This window comes from Pseudomonas sp. MWU13-2105 (genome assembly GCF_023242315.1).
Lineage (GTDB): Bacteria > Pseudomonadota > Gammaproteobacteria > Pseudomonadales > Pseudomonadaceae > Aquipseudomonas.
Genome location: NZ_JALLIY010000016.1, coordinates 152,690 through 175,833, shown reverse-complemented (window position 1 = coordinate 175,833; position 23,144 = coordinate 152,690). Strand labels below are relative to the sequence as shown.

20 protein-coding genes are annotated in these 23,144 nt (G+C 62.8%); 9 read left to right on the top strand and 11 right to left on the bottom strand.

Annotation, left to right across the window (positions count from 1 at the left end; genetic code table 11):
- Positions 1 to 39: 39 nt before the first annotated feature.
- The 3 genes from M5B96_RS23205 to M5B96_RS23195 form a co-directional block, all read right to left on the bottom strand.
- Positions 40 to 1,674, bottom strand: coding sequence for an ABC transporter substrate-binding protein (locus M5B96_RS23205; RefSeq protein WP_248799336.1), 1,635 nt, complete (start codon positions 1,672 to 1,674; stop codon positions 40 to 42).
- Positions 1,675 to 2,171: 497 nt separating this feature from the next.
- The gene (locus tag M5B96_RS23200) at positions 2,172 to 3,398 is read right to left on the bottom strand and encodes a M24 family metallopeptidase (RefSeq protein WP_248799335.1); all 1,227 of its coding nucleotides are present in this window, start codon (positions 3,396 to 3,398) and stop codon (positions 2,172 to 2,174) included.
- 73 nt (positions 3,399 to 3,471) lie between these two features.
- A complete protein-coding gene (locus tag M5B96_RS23195) occupies positions 3,472 to 4,353 on the bottom strand; it encodes a hypothetical protein (RefSeq protein WP_248799334.1) in 882 nt (293 codons plus the stop codon).
- 139 nt (positions 4,354 to 4,492) lie between these two features.
- Here M5B96_RS23195 and M5B96_RS23190 point away from each other — a divergent pair, with 139 nt between their 5' ends.
- Complete coding sequence (locus tag M5B96_RS23190) at positions 4,493 to 5,404, top strand: LysR family transcriptional regulator (RefSeq protein ID WP_248799333.1); 912 nt, start codon at positions 4,493 to 4,495, stop codon at positions 5,402 to 5,404.
- Here M5B96_RS23190 and M5B96_RS23185 read toward each other — a convergent pair.
- Complete coding sequence (locus M5B96_RS23185) at positions 5,345 to 6,580, bottom strand: MFS transporter (protein ID WP_248799332.1); 1,236 nt, start codon at positions 6,578 to 6,580, stop codon at positions 5,345 to 5,347. The two genes, M5B96_RS23190 and M5B96_RS23185, sit on opposite strands and share 60 nt — an antisense overlap.
- 505 nt (positions 6,581 to 7,085) lie before the next feature.
- On the opposite strand from M5B96_RS23185, the gene M5B96_RS23180 reads away from it, so the two are divergent.
- The 6 genes from M5B96_RS23180 (at position 7,086) to M5B96_RS23155 (ending at position 14,452) form a co-directional block, all read left to right on the top strand.
- A complete protein-coding gene (locus M5B96_RS23180) occupies positions 7,086 to 8,033 on the top strand; it encodes a LysR substrate-binding domain-containing protein (protein ID WP_248799331.1) in 948 nt (315 codons plus the stop codon).
- A 289-nt stretch (positions 8,034 to 8,322) separates the two neighbouring features.
- Positions 8,323 to 9,747, top strand: a complete 1,425-nt coding sequence (gene aldA / locus M5B96_RS23175) for an aldehyde dehydrogenase (RefSeq protein WP_248799330.1) — start codon at positions 8,323 to 8,325, stop codon at positions 9,745 to 9,747.
- An 89-nt stretch (positions 9,748 to 9,836) separates the two neighbouring features.
- Positions 9,837 to 11,135: an MFS transporter gene (locus M5B96_RS23170; protein ID WP_248799329.1), complete on the top strand. Its 1,299-nt coding sequence runs from the start codon at positions 9,837 to 9,839 to the stop codon at positions 11,133 to 11,135.
- Between the two features lies 1 nt (position 11,136).
- Positions 11,137 to 12,354 (top strand): mandelate racemase/muconate lactonizing enzyme family protein, encoded by a 1,218-nt coding sequence (locus tag M5B96_RS23165; RefSeq protein ID WP_248799328.1) that lies wholly within the window; start codon positions 11,137 to 11,139, stop codon positions 12,352 to 12,354.
- 56 nt (positions 12,355 to 12,410) lie between these two features.
- The gene (locus tag M5B96_RS23160; RefSeq protein WP_248799327.1) at positions 12,411 to 14,021 is read left to right on the top strand and encodes a GMC family oxidoreductase; all 1,611 of its coding nucleotides are present in this window, start codon (positions 12,411 to 12,413) and stop codon (positions 14,019 to 14,021) included.
- A gap of 80 nt (positions 14,022 to 14,101) precedes the next feature.
- A complete protein-coding gene (locus tag M5B96_RS23155; protein WP_248799326.1) occupies positions 14,102 to 14,452 on the top strand; it encodes a hypothetical protein in 351 nt (116 codons plus the stop codon).
- A gap of 122 nt (positions 14,453 to 14,574) precedes the next feature.
- Here the strand turns inward: M5B96_RS23155 and M5B96_RS23150 are convergent, their stop codons facing one another.
- The 3 genes from M5B96_RS23150 to M5B96_RS23140 are packed head-to-tail and all read right to left on the bottom strand — an operon-like array spanning position 14,575 to position 17,255.
- Positions 14,575 to 15,201 (bottom strand): TetR/AcrR family transcriptional regulator, encoded by a 627-nt coding sequence (locus M5B96_RS23150; protein ID WP_248799325.1) that lies wholly within the window; start codon positions 15,199 to 15,201, stop codon positions 14,575 to 14,577.
- 5 nt (positions 15,202 to 15,206) lie between these two features.
- Positions 15,207 to 16,061, bottom strand: a complete 855-nt coding sequence (locus M5B96_RS23145) for a 3-hydroxybutyryl-CoA dehydrogenase (protein WP_248799324.1) — start codon at positions 16,059 to 16,061, stop codon at positions 15,207 to 15,209.
- 12 nt (positions 16,062 to 16,073) lie between these two features.
- Positions 16,074 to 17,255, bottom strand: a complete 1,182-nt coding sequence (locus M5B96_RS23140) for an acetyl-CoA C-acyltransferase family protein (RefSeq protein WP_248799323.1) — start codon at positions 17,253 to 17,255, stop codon at positions 16,074 to 16,076.
- A gap of 160 nt (positions 17,256 to 17,415) precedes the next feature.
- Between M5B96_RS23140 and M5B96_RS23135 the strand changes: the two genes are divergently transcribed.
- Complete coding sequence (locus M5B96_RS23135; RefSeq protein WP_248799322.1) at positions 17,416 to 18,438, top strand: AraC family transcriptional regulator; 1,023 nt, start codon at positions 17,416 to 17,418, stop codon at positions 18,436 to 18,438.
- An 87-nt stretch (positions 18,439 to 18,525) separates the two neighbouring features.
- Here M5B96_RS23135 and M5B96_RS23130 read toward each other — a convergent pair whose 3' ends face one another.
- The 4 genes from M5B96_RS23130 to M5B96_RS23115 all read right to left on the bottom strand — a co-directional run bounded on the left by M5B96_RS23130 (position 18,526) and on the right by M5B96_RS23115 (position 22,094).
- Positions 18,526 to 19,284: a DJ-1/PfpI family protein gene (locus M5B96_RS23130; protein WP_248799321.1), complete on the bottom strand. Its 759-nt coding sequence runs from the start codon at positions 19,282 to 19,284 to the stop codon at positions 18,526 to 18,528.
- 221 nt (positions 19,285 to 19,505) lie between these two features.
- Positions 19,506 to 20,684 carry an acetyl-CoA C-acetyltransferase gene (locus M5B96_RS23125; protein WP_248799320.1) on the bottom strand — a complete coding sequence of 393 codons (1,179 nt, stop codon included), beginning with the start codon at positions 20,682 to 20,684 and terminating at the stop codon, positions 19,506 to 19,508.
- 14 nt (positions 20,685 to 20,698) lie between these two features.
- Positions 20,699 to 21,358, bottom strand: coding sequence for a CoA transferase subunit B (locus M5B96_RS23120; RefSeq protein WP_248799319.1), 660 nt, complete (start codon positions 21,356 to 21,358; stop codon positions 20,699 to 20,701).
- 37 nt (positions 21,359 to 21,395) lie between these two features.
- The gene (locus tag M5B96_RS23115; protein WP_103499279.1) at positions 21,396 to 22,094 is read right to left on the bottom strand and encodes a CoA transferase subunit A; all 699 of its coding nucleotides are present in this window, start codon (positions 22,092 to 22,094) and stop codon (positions 21,396 to 21,398) included.
- Positions 22,095 to 22,235: 141 nt separating this feature from the next.
- Here M5B96_RS23115 and M5B96_RS23110 point away from each other — a divergent pair, with 141 nt between their 5' ends.
- Positions 22,236 to 23,138: a LysR family transcriptional regulator gene (locus M5B96_RS23110; RefSeq protein ID WP_248799318.1), complete on the top strand. Its 903-nt coding sequence runs from the start codon at positions 22,236 to 22,238 to the stop codon at positions 23,136 to 23,138.
- Positions 23,139 to 23,144 lie beyond the last annotated feature (6 nt).

The following is a 23,144-nucleotide window of genomic DNA, read 5'->3' as shown; positions in this document are numbered from 1 at the left end:
CGCACCGGGGTGGGCGAGCTCATTGTTTCAAAGGTCGGATCAGGCGCTGAGCCAGGTTTCGTTCATCGGGTAGAAATCCGATGGATGCACCTGGAAGCCCTGGACCTTCTGTGACGTGGCGGTGAACTTGTCGGCCCAGAACGGCTGGACCATGACGCAGGCGTCCTGGAGGATCTGTTCGACGCTTTGCATCGCCAGGGAGCGCTGTTTCGGATCGACGATGCCCATGGCCTTGTCGAGGGCGGCGTCGAATGCCGGGTCGTGGTAGTGGCTTTCGTTCCAGGCGCCGCCGCCGCGGTAGGCCAGCTCCAGGGACATCACCCCCAGCGGGCGATGGGCCCAGTAGGTAAGGCTGAAGGCTGCCTTGTCCCAGATCGGCCAGTACTGGGTGGCGGGAATCACCTTGAGGTTGATGCGGATGCCGGCTTCCAGGCAGTTCTGCTGGAGGATCTGCGCGGTGTCCTGCTCGTAGCGGCCCTGGGTGTTGCCGACGATCAGGTCGATATCGATGCCCTTGGGGTGTCCGGCTTCGGCCAGCAGTGCCTTGGCCTGGGCCACGTCGCGGGCACGCTTGGGCAGCGGGAAGTATTCCGGATGCGAGGGCGCCACATGGTGGTCTTCGCCCAGGGTGCCCATGCCGCGATAGGCGATCTTGAGCATTTGCGCGTTGTCGGCGCAGAGCGCCACGGCCTTGCGGATGCGCAGGTCGTCGAACGGCTTCTGGTCCACGGCCATGCGCATCACCACGGTCTGCGCCGATTTGCAGGTCAGCAGCTTGGCGTTGGGCAGGCGTTTGGCCAGGTCCAGTTCGGCCACGGTGACGCGATACAGCACGTCGACTTGCCCGGCTTGCAGGGCGGCCAGTTGGGTGGACACGTCGGTGCCCATGTCGACATAACGCAGCTCGTCCAGGTAGGCCGGCTTGCCCCAGTAATCGGCGCGCTTGGCGAAGGTGGCCTGCTTGTTCACGGCGAACGAGGTGAGTTTGAAAGGGCCGGTGCCGAGCGGGTTTTTCGACCAGTCGTCACCGGCCTTGAAGCTGCGATGGACGATGGCGCAGGTGAAGGCGTTGAGCATTTCCGGAATCGCCAGGATCGGCCGCTTGAGCACCAGCTTGAACTGGTAAGGCCCGAGTTTTTCGAAGGCGGCGATGTCCTGGAACGCAGTACGGTTGACCGACTTGGAGTCGGCACCGGTCCAGCGTTGGAAGTTGTGCTCGACGTCGTCGGCGTTGAAGGCGTCGCCATTGCTCCACTTGACGTCCTGGCGCAGGTTGAAGACCCACTCCTTGAGGTCGTCCGAGGGTTTCCAGCTTTCGGCGAGGTAGGGATGGGTGATGTTCTGCGCATCGACCCAGGTCAGGTATTCCAGGCTGTTGCGCATCAGATTCGAGGCTTCGATCCAGGTGATGAGCATCGGGTCCTGGATTTCCTGGATGGCGCAGGCAAAGCGCAGGCTGCCGCCGCTGCGTGGGGTCGCGAGTTCAGCGGCCTGGGCCGAATCACCGAACAGTACCGGGCCGAGGAAGCTGCCGGCGCTGGCGGCGGTGATGCCGAGCAGGGTCGCGGTGTGGAGGAATTGCCGGCGGCTGATCTGGCCGCGCTTGGCTTGGGTGCACAGGTCGTCCATGGCTGGATGCGGCGCGGAGCCGTCCAGGGTAGTCAGGTCTTTCATGAGCCTCTCCGATACTGGGGCGTAAGTGCGTCTTTTGGGTGCCACTGCGAACAGAGGGTTGGCAGCTAGCGCTGGCGATCCGGGGCGGACCCGTGATCGGTCAGGCAAAACGTCGACGGCAGATCAAAGCGCGGAGCATTCAGGAGGCGGGACGTGGGATAGGACATGGTGCGGCTCTCGTGTTGTTTTTATTTGAGATGCTCGCAGTTTTGTCATCTGGCTCCGGATGAACAAACGATAAATTCAGCGTAGGAAAATTCCTAAAACGCACATTACTGATTGTCCGCCCGCGCCAGGCACCCTCCTGGTGGTTGTATCCGGTCCTCTGTGGATACCTTCTTGACCATGGATTCGCGGCTACGGTCAACGCGGCCACTGTAGGAGCCGGCTTGCCGGCGATGGCGGCCGATCAGGCGATGCAGGGCTCACTGGTCTCATTGCCGGCAAGCCGCCTCCTACAGGTCATGTACTGGTTTCACTGGCCCATGCCGCAGGATTCAACTCGGCAGCAGGCGTGGGTCGAACGGATAGTCCGAGAGCAGCTCGATACCCTGTTCGTGGATGTAGATCTGCTCCTCGAGCTTGACCCCTTCGCCGCCTTCATCATGGCCGATGTAGCTTTCCACACAGATGGTCATGCCCGCCTCGAACACCCCGTCGTAACCCAGCGCGTCAATGTCTTCGCGGTGCACCACGTAGGGGTATTCACCGGTCATGCCAACCCCGTGGGCCAGGGCGAAATAACGGTTGGCCTTATAGTGGTCGGGGATCTTCCAGGCCAGCTCCGCATACTCCTTGAAGCTGCGTCCGGCCTTGAGCATTTCCATATTGGTCTGCACCTGCTCATAGGCCAGCTTGTACAACTCCTGCTGCTTGCGCGTGGCGGCCTGTTCACCGCAGAGAAAGGTCCGCGAGAAATCCGCGTAGTAGCCGAAACGACCGACCACATCGGTGTCCAGCGCCACCAGGTCGCCGGCTTCGATGGGCCGTGTGCTGCATTCCTGGAACCAGGGGTTGGTGCGCGGTCCGGAGGACAGCAGGCGGGTTTCCACGTAGTCGCCGTCGGTGGCGATCACATGCTGGTGCAGGTGCGACCAGAGTTCGTTTTCGCTGATGCCGGGCTTGAGCTTGCTTTCCATTAGTTTCACGCCGGCCTCGGTGGCACGCAGGCTGGCGCGGATCATCTTCAGCTCGTTGGGCACCTTGATGCAGCGCGCGCGCTCCAACGGTTCCTGGGCATCGAAGACCTGGTAGCCAAGCTTTTGCAGCTCGAAGGCCGCCGCCGAGGTAGCGCTCTCGATGGCGATGCGTTTGCCACCGCCGGATTGGCGCACCAACTCGTCGATTTCGGCGGCCCAGTCGGCGGTGACATTGCTCAGGAAGCTGTCGCAGAAGTAGTAGGAGATGGCCTTGGCCGGGCGCACTTGGTCGACGGTATTCAGCGACTCCGCCAGGTGCAGGCAACCGCCGAATTCGAAGACCACCACCGGGCCTTCGGCGGGAATAAAGGCATAGCGGGCCGGGTTGCGCGCCGAGTACACCTGCATGTTGCGCGAGCCGGTGGCGTAGCGCATATGGGTCGGGTCGAACAGCACACAGGCGGCGTAGTCACGTTTTTTCAGCTCGTTGCGCACCCGTTGCAGGCGGTCCAGCTGGATCTGCTGGATCTCGGCGTCGGTGGGTTCGCAGTCGGCGGGGTTGCGGTTGGGGCCGGAAAGACTCATGGGGTGTTCCTCGCTGATAGCGGTCGGTGATGAAAATAGGTTCTTATAAAATCCGCGCTCCTACAGGGGGAGGTCAGTCGAGCAATTGGTCGCTGCGCACGCGGCTGCGTTCGGCTTGCAGATGGGCTTCGGAGAGCCGTCCGTAGAGCTGCTTGGTGCGCTCGGCGCGGCCGATGATCCCGGGCTTTTCCGAGTAGGCGAAGATCGCCGTATTGCGCTCGACCGCACCTTCGACGCAGGTCACCCGGTGCACCGAAAACCGCCCCTTGAAGATCTGCAGGTCGCCGGGATTGAGCTCCAGGTATTTCACCCGGCTGCGATCCTCGCCCCGTACCACCTGGCCCACCGCGTCGAGGTTTTCCGCCGTGCGCGAGCGGATCATCGGCGCGTACTCGAACAGCCCGCCGGCCTCGGGCTTCTGGGTCATCATGCTGACGATGAATTCGTTGGTGTCGAAGTGCCAGGGCTGTTCGGTGCCCTCCGGCATCACGTTGATCACCAGGCCGGCAAAGGGGTCGGCGTATTCGAAAATCTCCGGTTCCCCCAGGCAGGCAGCGATGAAACGTTTCATCATCGGCGAGACGTAAAGCCGGTGAATGATCGCGTCCGGGGCGATCATGTCGCGGGTCACGAAGCCGCTGGTGCGCTCCATGAAGGTGCGGCGCGGGTCTTCGGCCGGCAGGGTGGGATCGTCTTCGGTGAAGTAGGCGTTGACCTTGCGCACTGAATAAAACGTCTTGTCCGAAAGTGCCTGACCTTCGAGACGGGCCTGTTCCAGCACTTCGGGGCGCAGGAAGTTCTTCAGCAGGCAGCAACCGTCGACGGCCAGTTCGGCGCGGGCGTGATCGATCAGCGCCTGTAATTGGACATGGCCCGAATCATGAATGGGATAACGTTCGGTGTTGACGATATCGCAGATATCACCGACTTCGGCATCGGCAAGTTGAAGGCTCATTTCGGGCTCCTGAAGTTAACGATCATTAGTCGCCAGTGCAAGGTTCGAAGTTGTCTAGGCGTTGAATCGATAGTTGCTTAAAAACAGGAATAATAGAAATGATGAGTTACGATCGAATCCATCGGCGGGAGCGATAGTTATGTCAGGTCATCTGGACGGAACATTGCTCAAGGTGTTTGTGACGATTATTGAATGCCAGGGTTTTTCGGCGGCGGCCGAGCGCCTGCATAAAACCCAGTCGACCATCAGCCAGAGCCTGCAACGGCTGGAAGAGGTGGTGGGCACCCCGCTGATCCACCGCACCAGCCGCAGTATCAGCCTGACCCCCAGCGGCGAGACCTTCCTGATCTATGCGCGGCGCATCCTCAAGCTGCACAACGAGGCGATCAATGCCGCCCATCTGCCTAATGACCTCGCCTGCATCCACGTCGGGATGCCCGAGGACTACGCGCAATACTGCCTGGCCGCGGTCTTGCGCGATTTTCGCGAACACTTTCCCAAGGTCCGCCCGGACGTTTGCTGCGAAGCCTCGGTGGCCCTGGTCGGGCGCTTGCAGCGCGGTGAGTTGGACCTGGTACTCGGGGTGCAGCACGCCAACCTGCAACCGGGCGAGTTTCTCTGTGACGAGCCGCTGGTCTGGGTGACTGCCGACGCCCGTTCCTGGGCCGACGACCAGTCGCTGCCGCTGGCGGTGTATGCCGAAGGCTGTGCCTTTCGCGCCAATGCCATCGACGCCCTGGCCGAGGCTGGCCGGTCCTGGCATGTGGTTTACACCAGCCAGAGTCCGCGGGGGATCGGCGTGGCCATCGAGGGCGGTGAAACGGTGGGGGTGACCGCCCGCCGGCTGGTACCGGAGGGCTGGCGGATTCTGGATGAGCGGGACGGCTTCCCGTCCATCGAGCCGGCTCGCCTGATGCTCTGGCGTTCGTCGGCGTGCCAGGAACCGGGGCTCGACGCGATGGTGGAGATGCTCGGGCGCCAGTTGCTTCGTTCAGATCGGTTCCTGGAGCAGCGATCTACGGCGCTGGTGGCGAGCCATGACCTGCAGTAGCAGCAGGCTGGCGAGGACCCAGCCGGCGATCCAGGCATGGATGATGGCGAACGAGCCGCTGGCTTGCAGCAACAGGCCGTTGGCCCAGTTCGCGCTGGCGCTGCCCAGGCCGTAGCCGACCATGCTCAGGCTCACCACTTGCAGGCTTTGCACCGGTGTCAGGCGAGCACTGAGGTAGGCGGCCATCAGTCCCCAGACGGGAAAGTAGAACAGCGCGAACAGTCCGGCAGCCAGCCAGGTCAGCAGCAGACCGGGGTGCAGCAGCAGGCCGAGCATGGCCAGGCCGAAGGCGCCGATGCTGATGGCCATCACCCGTAGCGCGCCCCAGCGGTCAGCCAGCAACCCCAGCGACATCCCGCCCAGCGCGCCACAGGCGCCGATCAAGGTCCAGAGCGAGCCGGTGACCTGCGGGCTGGCGCCCAGGCGTTCAGTGACGAAGGCCGAGAGGAAGTTGAGGAACGGGCCGCTGATGCTGCCGATAAAGCCGCTGAGCAGCAGGATATGCATGGCGACGGGCTGCTCCACGCATAGGCGCAGCCAGTGCCGGAGCACCCGCCCGAGCGAAGTGGCCGCCGTGGTGCGGGTGTCCGGCTGGCGACCGAGGGGCGCCAGGGCCCAGAGGGTCAGCAGGCTGACAAGCAATGTGAGCCCGGCGCAGATCAGCCAGAAAGCCCCCAGGGAAATGCCCTGGAGCACGGCGATCAGGATGCCGTTCAGGCAGATGGCGAAGGCTGCCCCGGAAGAGGCCAGGCCCAGCACCCGGCTGCGGTGGGACGCCGGAATCACCTCGCCGGCCAGCGCCGCGATCGCGTTCCAGTTGGACACCGCGCAGGCCGAGACCAGTGCGAGGCAGAGGGCAAAGGGCAGGACCCAGGGCGTGGCGACAGCCAACGCCAGCAGCAGCGGGCTGAGCAGCATGGTCAGGCGCACCATGTTCAAGGGGCTGATCCAGGCGGCGGCGATCCCGCTGGCAATCGACGCACCCATATAGAAGAGTTGCAGCAAGGCGGCGATAGAGGCGGCCTGGCTGTAACTCAGGGAGAAGTGCTGACGGATCTCGGGTAACAAGGCGGAATAAAGGAAGATGCTGAAGCCGTGGGTACTGGCATTGCAGCAGGTGAATATAAAAGCGAGCAGGCCGAGGGCTCTTGTTGGGGTGTTTTTTATGACTGTCATTGCGCGACCCGAAAAAATAAGTTGTTGGATGAGGTGCAACACAATGGGGCGAAAGTGGCGGTGGCGCCCAATGTAAGTGCGTTGGGAGTTTGTGTTTAAAGTTACAGGGCAGGGTAGCGTTTATAAGTTGAAAAGAACCAGTGCTGAATACTCATGAGGGCAGTGCGAAATACTCGTGCTATTTATCTCGCAGCGACGGTTCTCTTACAAAAGCGACATTTGATCGTAACTCCGAGGTCGCTGATCTTGAGAACACAACGGAACCTGGAGCCTGGCTTGCCAGCGAAGCTTTTGGCGATCTTGAGGGCTCCTTCCCTGCGCTGCGGCGTCCCGACAAGCCAGGCTTCTGCAGGATGTGTGTCGTGCTCTGGATCCGCGGCAGGTTTGTGTTTTGAGACGACGGAGCAGATTCTGATTTTTGTAGGACGATAGACAAAAAGGAATGTTACCCGGCCCCGGCCCCATGCGATGCTGTGGCCGTCCGTCCCTTGCCGAGTGTCTTTTCTTGAAACGCAAAATGCCCGCGCTCAACGCGCTCAAAGCCTTCGAAGTGGCTGGCAGCACCGGCAGCTTCACCCGCGCCGCCGAGCTGTTGAACGTGACCCAGAGCGCTGTCAGCCGCCAGGTTCGTCAGTTGGAGGAGCAACTGGGTGAAAGCCTGCTGGAGCGCCGTCACCACCATCTCGAATTGACCAGTGCCGGACGGGTGTTGCTGCGCGCGCTGCACCAGTCCTTCGACAAGATCGAGATGACCGTGCGCGGCATCCAGGAGAAAAACCACGCCAACCGCCTGCGCATCAATGCGCCGCCGACCTTTACCAGCCGCTGGCTGCTGCCGCGCCTGGGGCGTTTGCGCCAGCAGCATCCCGGGCTGGAGTTGAGCATCACTACCCGCCTGCAGGACAGCCTGGCCGAGACCAGCACCCTGGACTGCGCGATTCGTTTCGGCGACGGCGAATGGGATGGCCTGGACAGCTCGCTGCTGATGCATGAGCGGCATATCGCTGTGTGTTCGCCGAGCCTGTATGCCCGAGAGTTGAGCGGGCAGGAAGAGATCGACCTGAACCGCCTGACCCTGCTGCATGTGCTGGCCAAGGAGGACCAGCGCTACCTGACCTGGAAACACTGGTTGGACGCGGCGCGGATCAGTGGCGTGGATACCTTGAGCGGCTATGAGTTCGACCTGCTGGACCTGGCGATCCGCGCGGCCATCGACGGCCTGGGCATCACCATCGCCGACTGGCACATGGTCGCCGGCGAACTGGCCTGCGGGCAGTTGACCCAGGTGCTCAACGTACATGTCGACGGTCACCAGTCTTACTGGCTGGTGACGCGCCAGGAGCAGACGCAGATCCCCCAGTTGCAGATTTTCAGCCAGTGGTTGCAGGAAGAACTGCAACTGGCGCGGCGACAATTGGAGCCTTCTACCCCGGTGATCATGCCTGCCCGTTAAAGAGGGGGGCAGGGCTGTTTTTGTGGCGAGGGGGCTTGCCCCCGCTCGGCTGCGAAGCAGTCGTAAAACCGTCTGGCGCATTCTGTCTGAATGTACTGAATTGCCTGGTTTCAGGGCCGCTTCGCACCCCAGCGCGGGCAAGCCCGCTCGCCACAAGTGCGATTTATCTATGACATAGCAGGTAACCTGCATTTTTTGAATGTTTGCCGCTTGAATTAATCGTTTGTTCATCCCGCTCCGGATGACAAGACTGCTGGTTCTCAGATAAGAAAAGTACGAGAACCCGTAGATGTCCACCCAGCGCAATTTTGTTAACGGTCAGTTCGTCGAGCCCGCCGGCACCGCCCGGATCGCGGTCTACAATCCGGCCACCGAAACCCTGATCGATCACGTCCCGGCCGCCACCTGCGGCGAAGCGGTCGAGGCCGTCGAGGCCGCCGCCGCCGCCCAGAAGCTCTGGGGCAAGCTCACCAGCATCGAACGCGCCGAGCATCTGCGCAGCTTGGCCAGCGCCCTGGAAGCCTGCGCCGAAGACATTGGCCAGGCCCTGGCGGCGGAGTCCGGCAAGAGCGTTGCCGACGCCAGCAACGAAGCCCGTTATGCCGCGCAGATCACCCGCTACCACGCCGAATGGGCACGGCGCATCGAAGGCGAGGTCATTCCCAGCGATACCCCGGACGAAAACCTGTTCCTGCAGCGCGAGCCGATCGGTGTCGTCGCCTGCCTGATTCCGTTCAACTATCCGGTCTACACCCTGCTGCGCAAGGTCGCCCCGGCGTTGATCGCCGGCAATACCGTGGTGGTGCGCCCGAGCAACAACACACCGATTTCGGCGTTTGCAATCGCCCGGGCCGTGCTGCAATCCAGCCTGCCCGCCGGGGTGGTGAATATCCTCACCATGGACCACGACACCGCCGCCAGTGTCTGCACCCACAAGGCCGTCGGCCTGATCACCCTCACCGGCAGCGTCAACGCCGGGCGCATCGTGCTCGACTACTGCAAGGCCAATATCGCCAAGCCGTCCCTGGAGCTGGGCGGCAAGACCCCGGCGATCATCGAGGCCGATGCCGACATGGAACAGGCCGCCAGTGCCATCGTCGCCTCCAAGACCACTCATTGCGGCCAATTGTGCACGGCGGTGGAACGGGTCTATGTCCACGAAAGCGTGCACGACCGTTTCCTCGCGCTGCTGAAAGAGAAGATCGGCGCGGTGCGGTTTGGCGACCGCGCCGTGGATGCCAGCCGGATGGGACCGCTGGTCAATGCCAGCGCACGGCGCAATATCCACGCCATGGTCGAGCGTGCCGTGGCCGACGGCGCGGTACTCGAGACGGGCGGCGTGATCCCCCAGGGCCCGGGGTATTTCTACCCGCCGACCCTGCTCAGCGGTTGCCGCCAGGACATGGAGATCGTCCAGGAAGAAATCTTCGGCCCGGTCCTGCCGGTGCTCAAGTACCGTGATATCGATGAGGCGCTGGCCATGGCCAACGATCACCAGTTCGGCCTGTCGTCGGTGCTCTATACCGAGAACTACCGCACGGCGATGAAAGTGGCGAATGCCATCGAGTCCGGTGAACTCTACGTCAACCGTACCCCGGCCGACCCCTACCAGGGTTTCCATGCCGGCTGGAAACGTTCCGGCCTGGGTGGCGATGACGGCAAGCACGGCATGCTTGAATTCACCCAGACCCGACTGGTGGTCATGAAGTACTGAGACAGGCTTTACCCGACACGCTATTCCAATAACAACAATCGATAGAGAGGGGCGACCGTGCATTGCCGGATCGCCCGAGGTCCCCGTTCATGTCCAAGCCTGCTGTTGTCCAGGTTCACGCCGCCGCCACGTCCGCCAAAAGCGACAAGGGCAGTCGTTATTTCCAACTGATGTTGCTGGTGCTGGCCGCCGGGGCGATCTACCCGATCCTCTACCTGCGCCAGGTCTACCAGACCACCATGCTCGAAGTGTTCCATATCAACCACAGCGAGCTGGGCTACCTGTACTCGATGCTCGGTACCATCTTCCTGCTCAGCTACCTGCCCAGCGGCTGGCTGGCGGATCGCCTGGCACCGCGCTTCCTGATCTTCTTCTCGCTGGTGGCCACCGGCCTGCTGGGGATCTGGTACTCCACCGCACCGCCGATGACCGGCCTGATGATCATCTTCGGCTGCTGGGGCCTGACCACCGGCCTGACCTTCTGGGCCTCGGTGCTCAAGCGGGTCAAGATGATCGCCGAGGCCTCCGAGCAGGGGCGTTTCTTCGGCATCCTCGATGGCGGTCGCGGCCTGGTGGAAGCCATGCTCGCCACCGTGGCGCTGGGGTTGTTCGCCTACGCCACCGAAACCCGCAGCGAGTCGGCGGCAGAAGGCTTCAAGCATGTGGTCTACCTGTACTCCTTTACCTGTATCGCCATCGGTTGCGTGCTGGTTTCGCTCAAGGACCCCAAGTCCGTGGCGGCCGTTGAAACCCGGGAAGAAAAGGCCTCACACAGTCTGCTCGGCGACCTGGCCTTCCTGGTGAAGATCCCCGAGTTGTGGCTGGTGACCGCCATCGTGTTCTGCGGCTATCACATCTTCTGGGCCACCTACAGCTTCTCCGACTACCTGCAAGGCAGCGGCATGACCGCGGTCATGGCCGGCACCATCACCACCATCAAGTTGTGGATGCGCCCCATCGGCGGTCTCGGTGGCGGCTACCTGGGTGACAAGTTCTCGAATATCTCGGTGTTGATCCTTGCGCTGCTGCTGGCGACCCTCGGCATCCTCGGGCTGATCGTCTTCCCGGTACTGGGCAGTATCGGCTTGCTGGTGGCCACGGTGATCTTTATCGGCCTGATGACCTACGCCATTCGCGGGTTGTACTGGGCGATCCTCGACACCTGCAAGATCCCGTTGCGGATCACCGGCCTGGCCATCGGCATTGTCTCGGTGGTCGGCTACCTGCCGGACACCTTTATCCCGTTGATCAATGGCTATCTCACGGAAAACTTCCCTGGCGCCCTGGGTTACAAGCTCTATTTCGGCTACATCGCCTTTATCGGCGGGCTTGGAACCCTGGCGGCCCTGGCGCTGCGTGCGCTGGTCAATAAAAAGGCAGGTGCCTGATATGAAAATCGTCTCCCTGGAAACCCATATCGTCGCCGTACCGCCGCCGCATATCGGCGGCATGTACTGGCTGTTCGTCAAGCTCAAGACCGCCTGCGGCATCGAGGGCGTCGGCGAGATCTACGCCGCCACCTTCGGGCCCAAGGCCATGGTGCCGATCATCGAGGACGTGTTCGAACGCTACCTGCAGGACCAGGACCCGCACCATATCGAGCGCTTCTTCCGCCAGGCCTATTCCAGCGGTTTCACCCAACGTCCGGATCTGACCATGATGGGCGTGGTCAGCGGCCTGGAGATGGCCTGCTGGGACATCATCGGCAAGGCGGCGAACAAGCCGGTGTATGAGCTGCTGGGCGGCAAGGTCAACGAGCGTCTGCGTTCCTACACCTACCTGTACCCGGTCAACAGCCGTGGCGAGTATGACTACGACGACCCGGACCTGGCCGCCGAATGCGCGGTAGAGAACATGAAGCTGGGCTTCACCGCCGTGAAGTTCGACCCGGCCGGGCCTTACACCGCCTATTCCGGCCACCAGATTTCCCTGGAAGTGCTGGAGCGCTGCGAAACCTTCTGCCGCAAGATCCGCGAAGCGGTGGGTGACAAGTGCGACCTGCTGTTCGGCACCCACGGGCAGATGGTGCCGTCCTCGGCGATTCGCCTGGCCAAGCGCCTGGAAAAATACGATCCGCTGTGGTTCGAGGAGCCGGTACCGCCGGGCCAGGAAGAAGCCATGGCGCAAGTGGCGGCCAAGACCACGATCCCGATTGCCACCGGCGAGCGGCTGACCACCAAGTACGAGTTCTTCAAGCTGCTGCAGGCCGGCGGCGCGTCGATCCTGCAGATGAACGTGGCGCGCTGCGGCGGCCTGCTGGAAGCCAAGAAGATCGCCAGCATGGCCGAGGCCTACTACGCGCAGATCGCCCCGCACCTGTACAACGGCCCGATCGGCGCCGCGGCCAGCTTCCAGCTGGCGACCTGCACGCCGAACTTCCTGATCCAGGAAAGCATCATGACCTGGGGCGGTTTCCACGCCGAAGTGCTGACCAAGCCGCTGCAATGGGAAGACGGCTACATCATCCCGTCCAGCGAGCCGGGCCTTGGCGTCGAGCTGAACATGGACGTGGTGCGCCAGCACACGCCCTACACCGGCCAGCGGCTGCACCTGCAAATGGCGCCGACCCCCGCCGATGTGAAAGACACGTCGCCGGCCAGGGGCTGAGCCATCCTGCCGCCCTGGGACAGGGCGGCGTTTTCAACGAATCAGCGGTAACCTGCATGACATACGACTACATCATCGCCGGCGCGGGCGCCGCCGGTTGCATCCTCGCCAACCGCTTGTCGGCTTCGGGGAAATACACGGTCCTGTTGCTGGAAGCGGGCGGCAAGGACGCCTCGTTCTGGTTCAAGATCCCGGTCGGTTTCGCCAAGATGTATTACAACCCGACCTTCAACTGGATGTACTACAGCCAGCCGCAGAAGCAACTGCACAACCGGGAAATCTACGCCCCCCGGGGCAAGGTCCAGGGCGGTTCGGGCTCGATCAACGCTATGGTCTATGTGCGTGGCCAGGCCCATGACTTCGATGACTGGGCGGCCAACGGCAATGACGGCTGGGCGTTCAAGGATGTGCTGCCGTATTTCCGCAAGCTGGAAAATCACCCGCTGGGCGATACCGAATACCACGGCGGCAGCGGGCCGATCAGCATCACGCCGATGCAGGGGCATACGCACCCGATCTGCGATGTGTTCCTCAAGGGCTGCGAGCAACTGGGTTACCAGCGCAGCGACGACTTCAACGGGCCGAAGTTCGAAGGGGCGGGGGTCTACGACGTCAATACCCGCAACGGCCAGCGCAGCTCCAGCAGCTTCGCCCACCTGCACCCGGCCCTGAGTCGGCCGAACCTCACCGTCGAGCACCATGCGCTGGTGGACCGGGTGCTGTTCGACAACGACCTGCGGGCCATCGGCATTTCCATCAGCCAGCACGGCGTGGCGCGTTCGTTCAAGGCCAACAAGGAAGTGATCCTGTGTGCCGGTGCGGTGGATACGCCGAAGATCCTGCAACTGTCCGGGGTCGGCGAGCAGACACTGCTCAGCGAACACCGGGTGCCGCTGGTCAAGCACCTGCCTGCGGTGGGGCAGAACCTGCAGGACCACCTGTGTGTGAGCTACTACTACAAGGCCAATATCCCGACCTTGAACGATGAGCTGGGCTCCTTGTTCGGCCAGCTCAAGCTGGGCCTGCAATACCTGCTGACCCGCAAGGGCGCGTTGGCCATGAGCGTGAACCAGGCCGGCGGGTTTTTCCGTGGCAATGAAGAGCAGGCGCATCCGAACCTGCAGATGTACTTCAACCCCTTGTCGTACCAGATTCCGAAGAACAACAAGGCGAGTCTCAAGCCGGAACCCTATTCGGGCTTCCTGCTGTGCTTCAACCCCTGCCGGCCGACCAGTCGCGGCAGCGTGCGGATCGCCTCGAAGAACCCGACGGATGCGGCGCTGATCGACCCGAACTACCTGAGCACCGAGAAGGACATCGACGAGGTATTGCAGGGCAGCCGGCTGATTCGCAAGATCATGCAGGCGCCAGCGTTGCGGGCGATCACGGTCGATGAAGTGTTGCCCGGCAAGGCGGTGAATGACGACGCGGCGATGCTGGAGTATTTTCGCGAGAACAGCGGGTCGATCTATCACCTGTGTGGTTCCTGCGCGATGGGTTCGGACCCGCAGGTGTCGGTGGTCGACAAGCGCCTGAAGGTGCATGGGATGAAGGGGCTGCGGATTGTCGATGCGTCGATCTTCCCCAACGTGACGTCGGGCAATACCCATGCGGCGGTGCTGATGGTGGCGGAGAAGGGGGCGGATCTGATTCTCGAGGATGCCTGAACGACGGTCTTGCACGAGTAGTGATTCGTATTGGACCGCCACAGTGCTAAAGTCGCTTCTTTTTTCGGCAGGGAACGGTCATGCGGATGTTAATCGGGGCGTTGGCGGTATTGGCATTGGCGGGCTGCATGGGCCCGGCCATGAACCAGACCCGCAGCACCGGGCCGACCAAGAGCTTCACCTCGAGCAAGGCCGAGAATGTCGTTGCCCAGTGCATCCAGTTTTCCTGGCAGGAAGAAGCGGTATTCGGTGTCGATGCGGCGGCTTATCTGCAACCCGGCTACAAGAGCGGCTCGACCGTTTATACCCGGGGTTCGGAGTTCTTTGCCGATATACGCCAGGAGGGCGAGGGCACGGTAGTCGACTACTACGCGACCACCAGCAAGCCGATTGGCGCAAGAAGGCTGGCGGCGGTGGCGACCTGCCTGTAACGCCCCCGGTCTTGGATACACCGCAACCCCTGTAGGAGCCGGCTTGCCGGCGATGGGGCCCGTGAGTCTTGCGTCGCCTGTTCGGTCGCCATCGCCGGCAATTGAGCGTCGACCGGCAGTTCCTACAGCGGCGGCTTTATCAGCGCGCCCTTGACCGCCCCCAGCGCGATATTGTGCATCAACGCCCGATACGTCGCCGCATCCAGCCCGGCTTCCTCGGTCCAGGCCGGCAGGTTGTTCAGCAGGCAGAGAAAGGTGCGCACGGTGGTCAGGGCCAGGCTGGCATCGGTTGACAACCCCAACGGCCCCAGCAACTTGACCAGATGACTCTCATAACGCCTGCGCAAGACCAGGATCGCCGCCTGGTGCGCCGCTTCCAGGCAGTGGAACTCATGTTCGGCGACCCGGAAGAAATCGCCCTTGGCGCGATGCAGGTCCAGGTGCGCGGCGATCAACTCGTTCAGACGTTTCTCCGCCGAGCGCGCGCTGCGCACCGGTTGCGTGACGATCCCCAGTAGCTCCAGGTGCAGGCTCTCGATCAGTTCGAAGAGCAAGGCCTGCTTACTCTCGATATGGTTGTAGATCGAGCCCGCCTGGATGCCCAGGTGCCCGGCCAGCTCCCGCAGGCCCACCTGGGCGAAGCCGCGGCGGGCAAACAGCGCCACGGCTTTTTCGCGGGTTTCCAGATGACGCGAGGTCCTGGCCTGAAGCTCGGCTTCAGGCATGGCGGCGAGGGCGCTGCGGGGCATGGCAATCAGCGCTCGTAGGTGTAGAAGCCGCGACCGCTTTTACGGCCCAGATAGCCGGCGGCAACCATTTCCTTGAGCAACTGCGCCGGGCGGTACTTGGGCTCGTCGAAGCCCGAGTGCAGGCTTTCCATGATTGCCAGCAAGGTGTCCAGGCCGATCAGGTCGGCCAGGGCCAGCGGGCCTATCGGCTGGTTGCAGCCCAACTGCATGCCGGCGTCGATATCCTCGGCGCTGGCCAGGTCTTCCTGGAGCACGAAGATGGCTTCGTTGATCATCGGGCAGAGGATGCGGTTGACCACGAAGCCCGGACGGTTGCGGGCGGTGACGGCGGTCTTGCCGATCCGTTCGGCCAGGGCCACGGCCTGGGCATGGGTGGCATCGTCGGTCTGCAGGCCACGGATGACTTCCAGCAGGCCCATCATCGGCACCGGGTTGAAGAAGTGCAGGCCGATAAAGCGTCCGGGCTGGTCGATCGCCGCCGCCAGCTCGGTGATCGACAGCGATGAAGTGTTGGTGGCGATAATGCACTCGGTGCTGGCCACTTCGGCGACCTGCTTGAGAATGCGTTTTTTCAGCTCGAGGTTTTCCGTGGCCGCCTCGATCACCAGTTCAGCCCGGGCCAGCACGGCGTAGTCGGTACTCAGGCTGATGCGGCCGAGGGCGGCCTGCTTGTCGTCTTCTGAAATCACCGCTTTGCGCACTTGCCGGTCGAGGTTGCCGGTCAGGGTCGCCAGGCCTTTGTCCAGGGCCTGCTGCGAAACGTCGATCAGCGACACTTCGAGACCCGCCACCGCACAGACCTGGGCAATCCCGTTGCCCATGATGCCGGCGCCGATCACGGCGATACGTTGAATACTCATGCTCTGTAGTCCTTAAACCCGTTCGAAGATGACGGCGATACCTTGGCCACCGCCGATGCACATGGTGGCCAGGCCGTAGCGGCCGCCGGTGCGATGCAGTTCGTGAATCAGTTTGGTGGCGATGATCGCGCCGGTGGCGCCCACCGGGTGGCCCAGGGCAATCCCGGAACCGTTGGGGTTGACCTTGGCCGGGTCGAAGTCCAGCTCCTGGCTGACGGCGCAGGCCTGGGCGGCGAAGGCAACGTTGGCTTCGATCACATCAAGGTCGGCCACCGTCAGGCCGGCGCGCTTGAGCGCCAGGCGCGTGGCCGGGATCGGGCCCAGGCCCATCAGTTCCGGTTCCAGCCCGGCATGGGCGTAGGCCACCAGGCGGGCCAGGGGTTTCAGGCCGTCGCTGTGCAGCGCGGCGCCGGTGGCCAGCAGCAGGGCGGCGGCGCCGTCATTCAGGCCCGAGGCATTGCCGGCGGTGACGGTGCCGTCCTTCTTGAAGGCGGTGCGCATTTGTCCAAGCTGTTCCAGCGAAGTGGCCCGTGGGTGCTCGTCGACGCTGAACAGTTGCGGACCCTTGCGGCTGCGCACTTCCACCGGGACGATCTGCGAGGTGAAACGGCCTTCCTCGATGGCGCGGCTGGCACGCAGTAGTTCTTCCAGGGCCAGGGCGTCCTGCATCTGCCGGGTGATGCCGTTGCGCTCGGCAATGTTCTCGGCGGTGATGCCCATGTGGATGCCGTGGAACGGGTCATGGAGAATGCCCAGCATATAGTCGATGGCCTGCACATTGCCCATGCGCGCGCCCCAGCGGGCCGAGGGCAGCAGGTAGGGGCCGCGGCTCATGGATTCGGCGCCGGCACCGATGGCGATCTCGGCGTCGCCGAGCAGCAGGGTCTGCGCCGCCGAGACAATCGCCTGCAAACCCGAACCGCAGAGGCGGTTGACGTTGTAGGCCGGGGTTTCCTTCGGGATACCGGCGTTGATCGCGGCGACCCGGGACAGGTAGGCGTCCTGGGTGTCAGTGGGGATCACGTTGCCCATCACCACATGGCCGACCCGCGCCGGATCGACGTCACTGCGTTGCAGGGCGGCCTTGACCGCGGTAGTGGCCAGTTCGCTCAAGGGAACGTCTTTCAGCGCGCCGCCGAAGGTGCCGATGGCGGTACGGGCGGCGCTGACGATATACACTTCGGGCTTTGACATGGGGGCAGTCCTGATTATTGTGGGGATCGGCCTGCATGATCCTGGTTGAGGCGCAGGCAATGCATCCAGTGATGCAAGTCTAGGACGTGCCCGGCCACTCGGCCTATGCCGAAACTGTTCAGTAAACCTGTGATTTTTTGCCATACGCAGCTTGGGATTCATGAAAGAAAAACATTCGGTGTCGTCCTACTTCATCAAAGCCTTGCTGGTGCGTTTTCGCGACCGGCCGCAGCGCATTGCCGAGCTGTTGCAGGCGGCGGGTTTTGTCGAGCGTTCCCTGGATGAACTGGGCGAGCGAGTCGCGCCGAAGCTGTTGGCACAACTCTGGCTGACGGTGATCCGCGAGCTGGGCGACGAGTTTTTCGGCTTCGACTCCCACGGCATGCCCATCGGCAGCTTCGCCCTGATCTGCCGGGGACTGATCCAGGCGCCAACCGTGGGCAAGGCCCTGGACCTGTCGCTGGAGTATTTCGCCCTGTTCCTGCGCGATATCCAGGCCCAGGTGCAGGTCCGCGGCAAGCGGGTGGTCGTGGTTATGCGCACCGAGACCGCGGATCCCTACCTGCAAGCGGTGATCACCGAAACCTTCCTGATCCTGATCGTCGGCCTGATGTGCTGGCTGGCCGGGCGGCGCATTCCCATCAGCCGCGCCCGTTTCGCCCATGCCCGTCCGCCCCATGGCGACGAGCACCTGTTGTGGGGGGCCTACGTGGAGTTCGATGCGGCGGTGACCGAAATCGAATTCGAGCGCGAATACCTGCGCTTGCCGGTGCTGCAGGACCGCAAGTCGCTCTACACCTTTTTGCGCGACGCACCGCAGTCGGTGTTTATCCGTTTCCGCAATCGCGAGGGTTTCAGCGCCCGGGTGCACCAGCGCTTGCGCGCCTGCGGCTACGACCATTGGCCGACCCTGGAGCAACTGGCGGTGGAGTTCGATATCCACCAGGCCAGCCTGCGCCGGGCGTTGCAGCGCGAGGGCTTTTCCTATCAGGAAATCAAGGACGAGGTGCGTCGGGCCATCGCCTTCGAGCGCTTGCGCAGTACCAGCATGAGCATTGCCGATATCGCCCAGGAAGTCGGCTTTCGCGAGCCCAGCGCCTTTCACCGCGCGTTCAAGCAGTGGACGGGGGAGAGTCCCGGGAGTTTTCGTTCGCGCGGGGCGCAAGGGGCCGCGCAGCCCTGATGGATTCAGCTATAACCTTCGTTTCATCCATCGCTGTTCTGCAACCCGGCTGGCTTGAGCTGACAGTCAGCGCCGGCCAATTGGCTTCTACGCGGCTTGTGCGGATCTCAGCAGCTTGATCCACTCGGCCGCCAGGCGATGGCAATCCCCCGGCCAGCGCGCGGTCAGCAGGTTGCCGTCGCGGACCACGAAGCCACGGCCCGGCTTGGCCGCGGAATCGCGCAGCAGCGCGGGTGGGCCCTGGGAGAAGTCTTTTGGACTGGCCAGTGCCGCCTTGATCTCGGACTCGACGGTTCGCGGATAAGTCCGGTAGTAACGGCCGAGCCATGGTGCGGTGATCAGCCAGGCGGCCAGTTCCATGGTGGTGGACAGTAGCGCGGTGACCTTGCGCCCGTGGAGCACCGAGCGCCCGTTGTCGGGGTCGAGGGTGCGGGCCAGTAGCAGCGGGCCGTGGCACACCGAGGCGACCGGTTTGCCGGTTTTGAAGAAGTGCAGGACGATGCGCTTGGCCTCGTCGGACTCCAGCAGGCTGCGCATGCCTTCGGCATGTCCGCCTGGTACGAGCAAGCCTTCGAATTGCCCGGGGTCGACATCGGCGTAGGCCAGCGGTTGGCGGAAGTGTTCGTCGGCAATCATCGTCTTGTAGCTTTGCAAATCGCTGTCGCGGGTCATCAGCATGGGATTCAGCAGGCCGAAGCCTTGCTCCACCAGACGCGGATCGGCGTAGGCCGGGACGCCCAAGGGGGTGGCAAAGCGCACCTCAATCCCGGCCCGACGCATGGCCTGCCAGGGCACGCTGCTTTCGGTGGGGTCGTAGTCAGAGTGGGGGAGCAGGACAAGGATCATGCGGGCGGCTCGATTTCTACGGGGTAAAGATCGAGGATAGCAGCAGGATCGTTACCTGGCCGTGCCGGATAACGCTATGAAGCCTGTAGGATATGTTGCAACACGGTGTGCTCCCACAGGTTTCCGGTTGCATGCAGACTTTCGGTTCGGCACAGAGATTGTGGCCGGCTTGCCGGCGATGGCGATGTAAGATTCACCGCCATCACCGGCTTTGTCGGGAACTAGCGCTCGATCGCCAGCGCCACGCCTTGGCCGCCGCCGATGCACAAGGTCGCCAGGCCTTTTTTCGCATCGCGCTTGAGCATTTCATGCAACAGCGTCACCAGCACCCGGCAACCCGAGGCCCCGATCGGGTGACCGAGGGCAATCGCACCGCCATTGACGTTGACCTTGGCCGCGTCCCAACCCAGTTCCTTGCCCACCGACAAGGCCTGGGCGGCAAAGGCTTCGTTGGCTTCGATCAGGTCCAACTGGTCGAGGGACCAACCAGCCTTGTCCAGGCAACGACGAGTCGCACTGACCGGGCCGATACCCATGATCGCCGGGTCGACGCCCGCGTTGGCATACGCGGCGATCTTCGCCAGCACCGGCAGGCCGAGGGCCTTGGCCTTGGCGGCACTCATCAGGATCACGGCGGCGGCGCCGTCGTTCAGCGACGAAGCGTTGCCGGCGGTGACCGTACCGTCCTTCTTGAACGCCGGCTTGAGCTTGCCCAGCGACTCGGCGGTGGTCCCGGCGCGCGGTTGTTCGTCGGTGGCGAAGGCCACCGGGTCGCCCTTGCGCTGGGGAATCAGGATCGGGGTGATCTCGTCGACGAAACGCCCGGCTTCAATGGCGGCAACGGCTTTCTGCTGGGAGGCGGCGGCAAACGCATCCTGTGCTTCACGGCTGATGTCGTACTTGGTCACCAGGTTCTCGGCGGTGATGCCCATGTGGTAGTCGTTGAACGCATCCCACAGGCCGTCGCTGATCATGGTGTCGACGATCTGCGCGTGGCCCATGCGCAGACCGGTGCGGGCACCGGGCATCACGTAGTTGGACAGGCTCATGTTCTCCTGGCCACCGGCGATGATCACCTCGGCATCGCCGCAACGAATGGCCTGGGTCGCCAGGTGCAGGGCCTTGAGACCCGAACCGCAGACCTTGTTCAGGGTCATGGCCGGCACGGCGTGGGGCAGGCCGGCCTTGATCGCGGCCTGGCGCGCGGGGTTCTGCCCGGCACCGGCGGTGAGTACCTGGCCCATGATCACTTCATCGACCAGTGCGCCGTCCAGGCCGGTCTGTTCCAGCAACTGGCGGATCACCGCGGCACCCAGGTCGACGGCGGAGATATTGGCCAGCGAACCCTGGAAACTGCCTACCGCGGTACGGGTGGCGGCCACAATCACTACATCTTGCATCGCTTCATTCCTCATCAGGAAAACTGCATTTCAGGCACGTGCTCGGGAACGATCAGTTTACCCGCGGTCTTGCTGACAATCTCTTCGACGCTGACCCCTGGCGCGCGCTCCTTGAGAATGAACGCGCCGTTCTCGATTTCCAGATAGGCCAGGTCAGTCAACACGCGCTTGATGCAGCGCGCGCCGGTCAGCGGCAGGCTGCAGCGCGACAGCAGCTTCGACTCGCCGTCCTTGGACGCATGGGTCATGGTGACGATGATGTTCTCCGCGCCGGCCACCAGGTCCATGGCGCCGCCCATGCCCTTGACCAGCTTGCCGGGGATCATCCAGGAGGCGATGTTGCCCTCGACGTCGACTTCAAAGGCGCCGAGCACCGTCAGGTCGATATGGCCGCCGCGAATCATCGCGAAGGACTCGGCGGAGGAAAAAATCGACGCGCCGATACGGGCGGTGACTGTTTGTTTACCGGCGTTGATCATATCAGCGTCGACTTCAGCATCGGTAGGAAAGGCGCCCATGCCGAGCAGGCCGTTTTCCGATTGCAGCATGACTTCCATGCCGGCGGGGATGTAGTTGGCGACCAGGGTCGGAATGCCGATGCCCAGGTTCACGTAGTAGCCGTCCTGCATTTCGCGGGCGACGCGCTGGGCCATTTGTTCGCGGGATAGTGCCATGTTCTTGTTCTCCGTTAGTCGAGGGAAGGGCCGGGGATCACTTGCGCACGGTGCGCTGTTCGATGCGTTTCTCGAACGTGCCGCAGATGACCCGGTCGACGTAGATGCCCGGGGTGTGGATCTGCGATGGCTCCAGCTCGCCGGGTTCGACGATTTCCTCGACTTCGACCACGGTGATCTTGCCGGCGGTGGCGGCCAGCGGGTTGAAGTTCTGTGCGGTGTGGCGGTAGATAACGTTGCCGAAGTGGTCGGCTTTCCAGCCCTTGACGATGGCGAAGTCGCCGGTGATGGACTCTTCCATCAGGTACGGACGGCCATTGAACTCACGGGTTTCCTTGCCGTCGGCGACCGGGGTGCCGACCCCGGTGGCAGTGAAGAAGGCCGGGATACCGGCGCCGCCGGCGCGCATTTTCTCGGCCAGGGTGCCTTGCGGGGTCAGGACCACCTCGATTTCACCGCTGAGCAGTTGTTTCTCGAAAAGAGCGTTTTCGCCGACATAGGAGGCGACCACCTTGCGAATCTGCCGGTCTTCCAGCAGCACGCCGAGACCGAAGCCGTCGACGCCGCAGTTGTTGGAAACCACGGTCAGGTCGCGGGTGCCCTTGCGCTTGATCTCGGCGATCAGGTTTTCGGGGATACCGCACAGGCCGAAGCCACCACTCAGGACTGTCATGCCATCCTCGAGCCCGGCCAGGGCTTCTTCATAGGAAGACACGCGTTTATCGAAACCTGCCATATGCACCATCCTCTTGTTGTTTGTCGGACTCGCCGTTGGAGGTGAGTGTTGCTCCGGAAGATATATTTGTTAAGTTGATTTTTAAGGTCGATTGATTGATAAAGATCAAGAATGATTTTTTCCTCAGTCGAGACCTCGTCCATGACCGTTAAACAGCTTAGGGCCTTTCTTGCCGTTGCCCAGAGCCTGAGCTTTGCCGTGGCGGGCGAGCGTCTGTATTTGTCGCAATCGGCCCTGAGCCTGACCATCAAGGCCCTCGAAGAAGGTCTGGGCGGACGGCTGTTCAGCCGCAATACCCGCAATGTCGCGCTGACCCCGGAAGGCGAGGTCCTGGTGCCCCTGGCCCGGCGTCTGATCGCCGATTGGGACAATGCCGAGGACGAACTGCGCCAGCGTTTCACCTTGCAGCGTGGGCGCGTGACCTTGGCCGCCATGCCGTCATTCGCCGGTAACCTGCTGCCACCGATCCTCAAGACCTTTCGTGCACGCTATCCCCAGGTCAACGTCACGGTCAACGATGTGATCAACGAGCAGGTCCTGGAGATGGTGCGGGATGGCCAGGTGGAGCTGGGCGTGGCTTTCGAACCGCCGCAGGGCTCGTCGCTGGCTTTCACGCCGCTGTATATCGACCGTTTCGTCGCCGTGGTGCCGGCCGATTCGCCCTGGGTCGATCTGGCGGAGATCGATTGGCCGACCTTGCTCACGCAACCCTTCATTACCTTGCAGCGCCCGTCCACCGTGCGGGTGATGCTGGAGGAACATCTGCGGGCACGGAACATGAGTTTGCCGGTGGAGTTCGAGAGTCATCAACTGGCCACGGTGGGGCGCATGGTCGCCAGCGGGCTGGGGGTGAGTGCGGTGCCGGCATTGTGCGTCGGACAGATGCGCGAGCTGGGGGCGCGCTGCATTACTTTGCGCGATCCGGTGGTCGAACGGGCCATTGGCGTGTTGACCAAACCTGGTCATGAGCTGTCGGCGGCGGCCCAGGCATTGTTTGATGTGTTGCTGGAGGAAAGACTAAGTTACTTGAATTTCGAAAAATAACTGCGT

What these genes read in the sequence shown, in the direction of transcription:
- M5B96_RS23205 (WP_248799336.1), bottom strand. Translation starts at nt 1,674, where the DNA reads ATGAAAGACCTGACTACCCTGGACGGCTCCGCGCCGCATCCAGCCATG.
- M5B96_RS23200 (WP_248799335.1), bottom strand. Translation starts at nt 3,398, where the DNA reads ATGAGTCTTTCCGGCCCCAACCGCAACCCCGCCGACTGCGAACCCACC.
- M5B96_RS23195 (WP_248799334.1), bottom strand. Translation starts at nt 4,353, where the DNA reads ATGAGCCTTCAACTTGCCGATGCCGAAGTCGGTGATATCTGCGATATC.
- M5B96_RS23190 (WP_248799333.1), top strand. Translation starts at nt 4,493, where the DNA reads ATGTCAGGTCATCTGGACGGAACATTGCTCAAGGTGTTTGTGACGATT.
- M5B96_RS23185 (WP_248799332.1), bottom strand. Translation starts at nt 6,580, where the DNA reads ATGACAGTCATAAAAAACACCCCAACAAGAGCCCTCGGCCTGCTCGCT.
- aldA (WP_248799330.1), top strand. Translation starts at nt 8,323, where the DNA reads ATGTCCACCCAGCGCAATTTTGTTAACGGTCAGTTCGTCGAGCCCGCC.
- M5B96_RS23170 (WP_248799329.1), top strand. Translation starts at nt 9,837, where the DNA reads ATGTCCAAGCCTGCTGTTGTCCAGGTTCACGCCGCCGCCACGTCCGCC.
- M5B96_RS23165 (WP_248799328.1), top strand. Translation starts at nt 11,137, where the DNA reads ATGAAAATCGTCTCCCTGGAAACCCATATCGTCGCCGTACCGCCGCCG.
- M5B96_RS23160 (WP_248799327.1), top strand. Translation starts at nt 12,411, where the DNA reads ATGACATACGACTACATCATCGCCGGCGCGGGCGCCGCCGGTTGCATC.
- M5B96_RS23155 (WP_248799326.1), top strand. Translation starts at nt 14,102, where the DNA reads ATGCGGATGTTAATCGGGGCGTTGGCGGTATTGGCATTGGCGGGCTGC.
- M5B96_RS23150 (WP_248799325.1), bottom strand. Translation starts at nt 15,201, where the DNA reads ATGCCCCGCAGCGCCCTCGCCGCCATGCCTGAAGCCGAGCTTCAGGCC.
- M5B96_RS23145 (WP_248799324.1), bottom strand. Translation starts at nt 16,061, where the DNA reads ATGAGTATTCAACGTATCGCCGTGATCGGCGCCGGCATCATGGGCAAC.
- M5B96_RS23140 (WP_248799323.1), bottom strand. Translation starts at nt 17,255, where the DNA reads ATGTCAAAGCCCGAAGTGTATATCGTCAGCGCCGCCCGTACCGCCATC.
- M5B96_RS23135 (WP_248799322.1), top strand. Translation starts at nt 17,416, where the DNA reads ATGAAAGAAAAACATTCGGTGTCGTCCTACTTCATCAAAGCCTTGCTG.
- M5B96_RS23130 (WP_248799321.1), bottom strand. Translation starts at nt 19,284, where the DNA reads ATGATCCTTGTCCTGCTCCCCCACTCTGACTACGACCCCACCGAAAGC.
- M5B96_RS23125 (WP_248799320.1), bottom strand. Translation starts at nt 20,684, where the DNA reads ATGCAAGATGTAGTGATTGTGGCCGCCACCCGTACCGCGGTAGGCAGT.
- M5B96_RS23120 (WP_248799319.1), bottom strand. Translation starts at nt 21,358, where the DNA reads ATGGCACTATCCCGCGAACAAATGGCCCAGCGCGTCGCCCGCGAAATG.
- M5B96_RS23115 (WP_103499279.1), bottom strand. Translation starts at nt 22,094, where the DNA reads ATGGCAGGTTTCGATAAACGCGTGTCTTCCTATGAAGAAGCCCTGGCC.
- M5B96_RS23110 (WP_248799318.1), top strand. Translation starts at nt 22,236, where the DNA reads ATGACCGTTAAACAGCTTAGGGCCTTTCTTGCCGTTGCCCAGAGCCTG.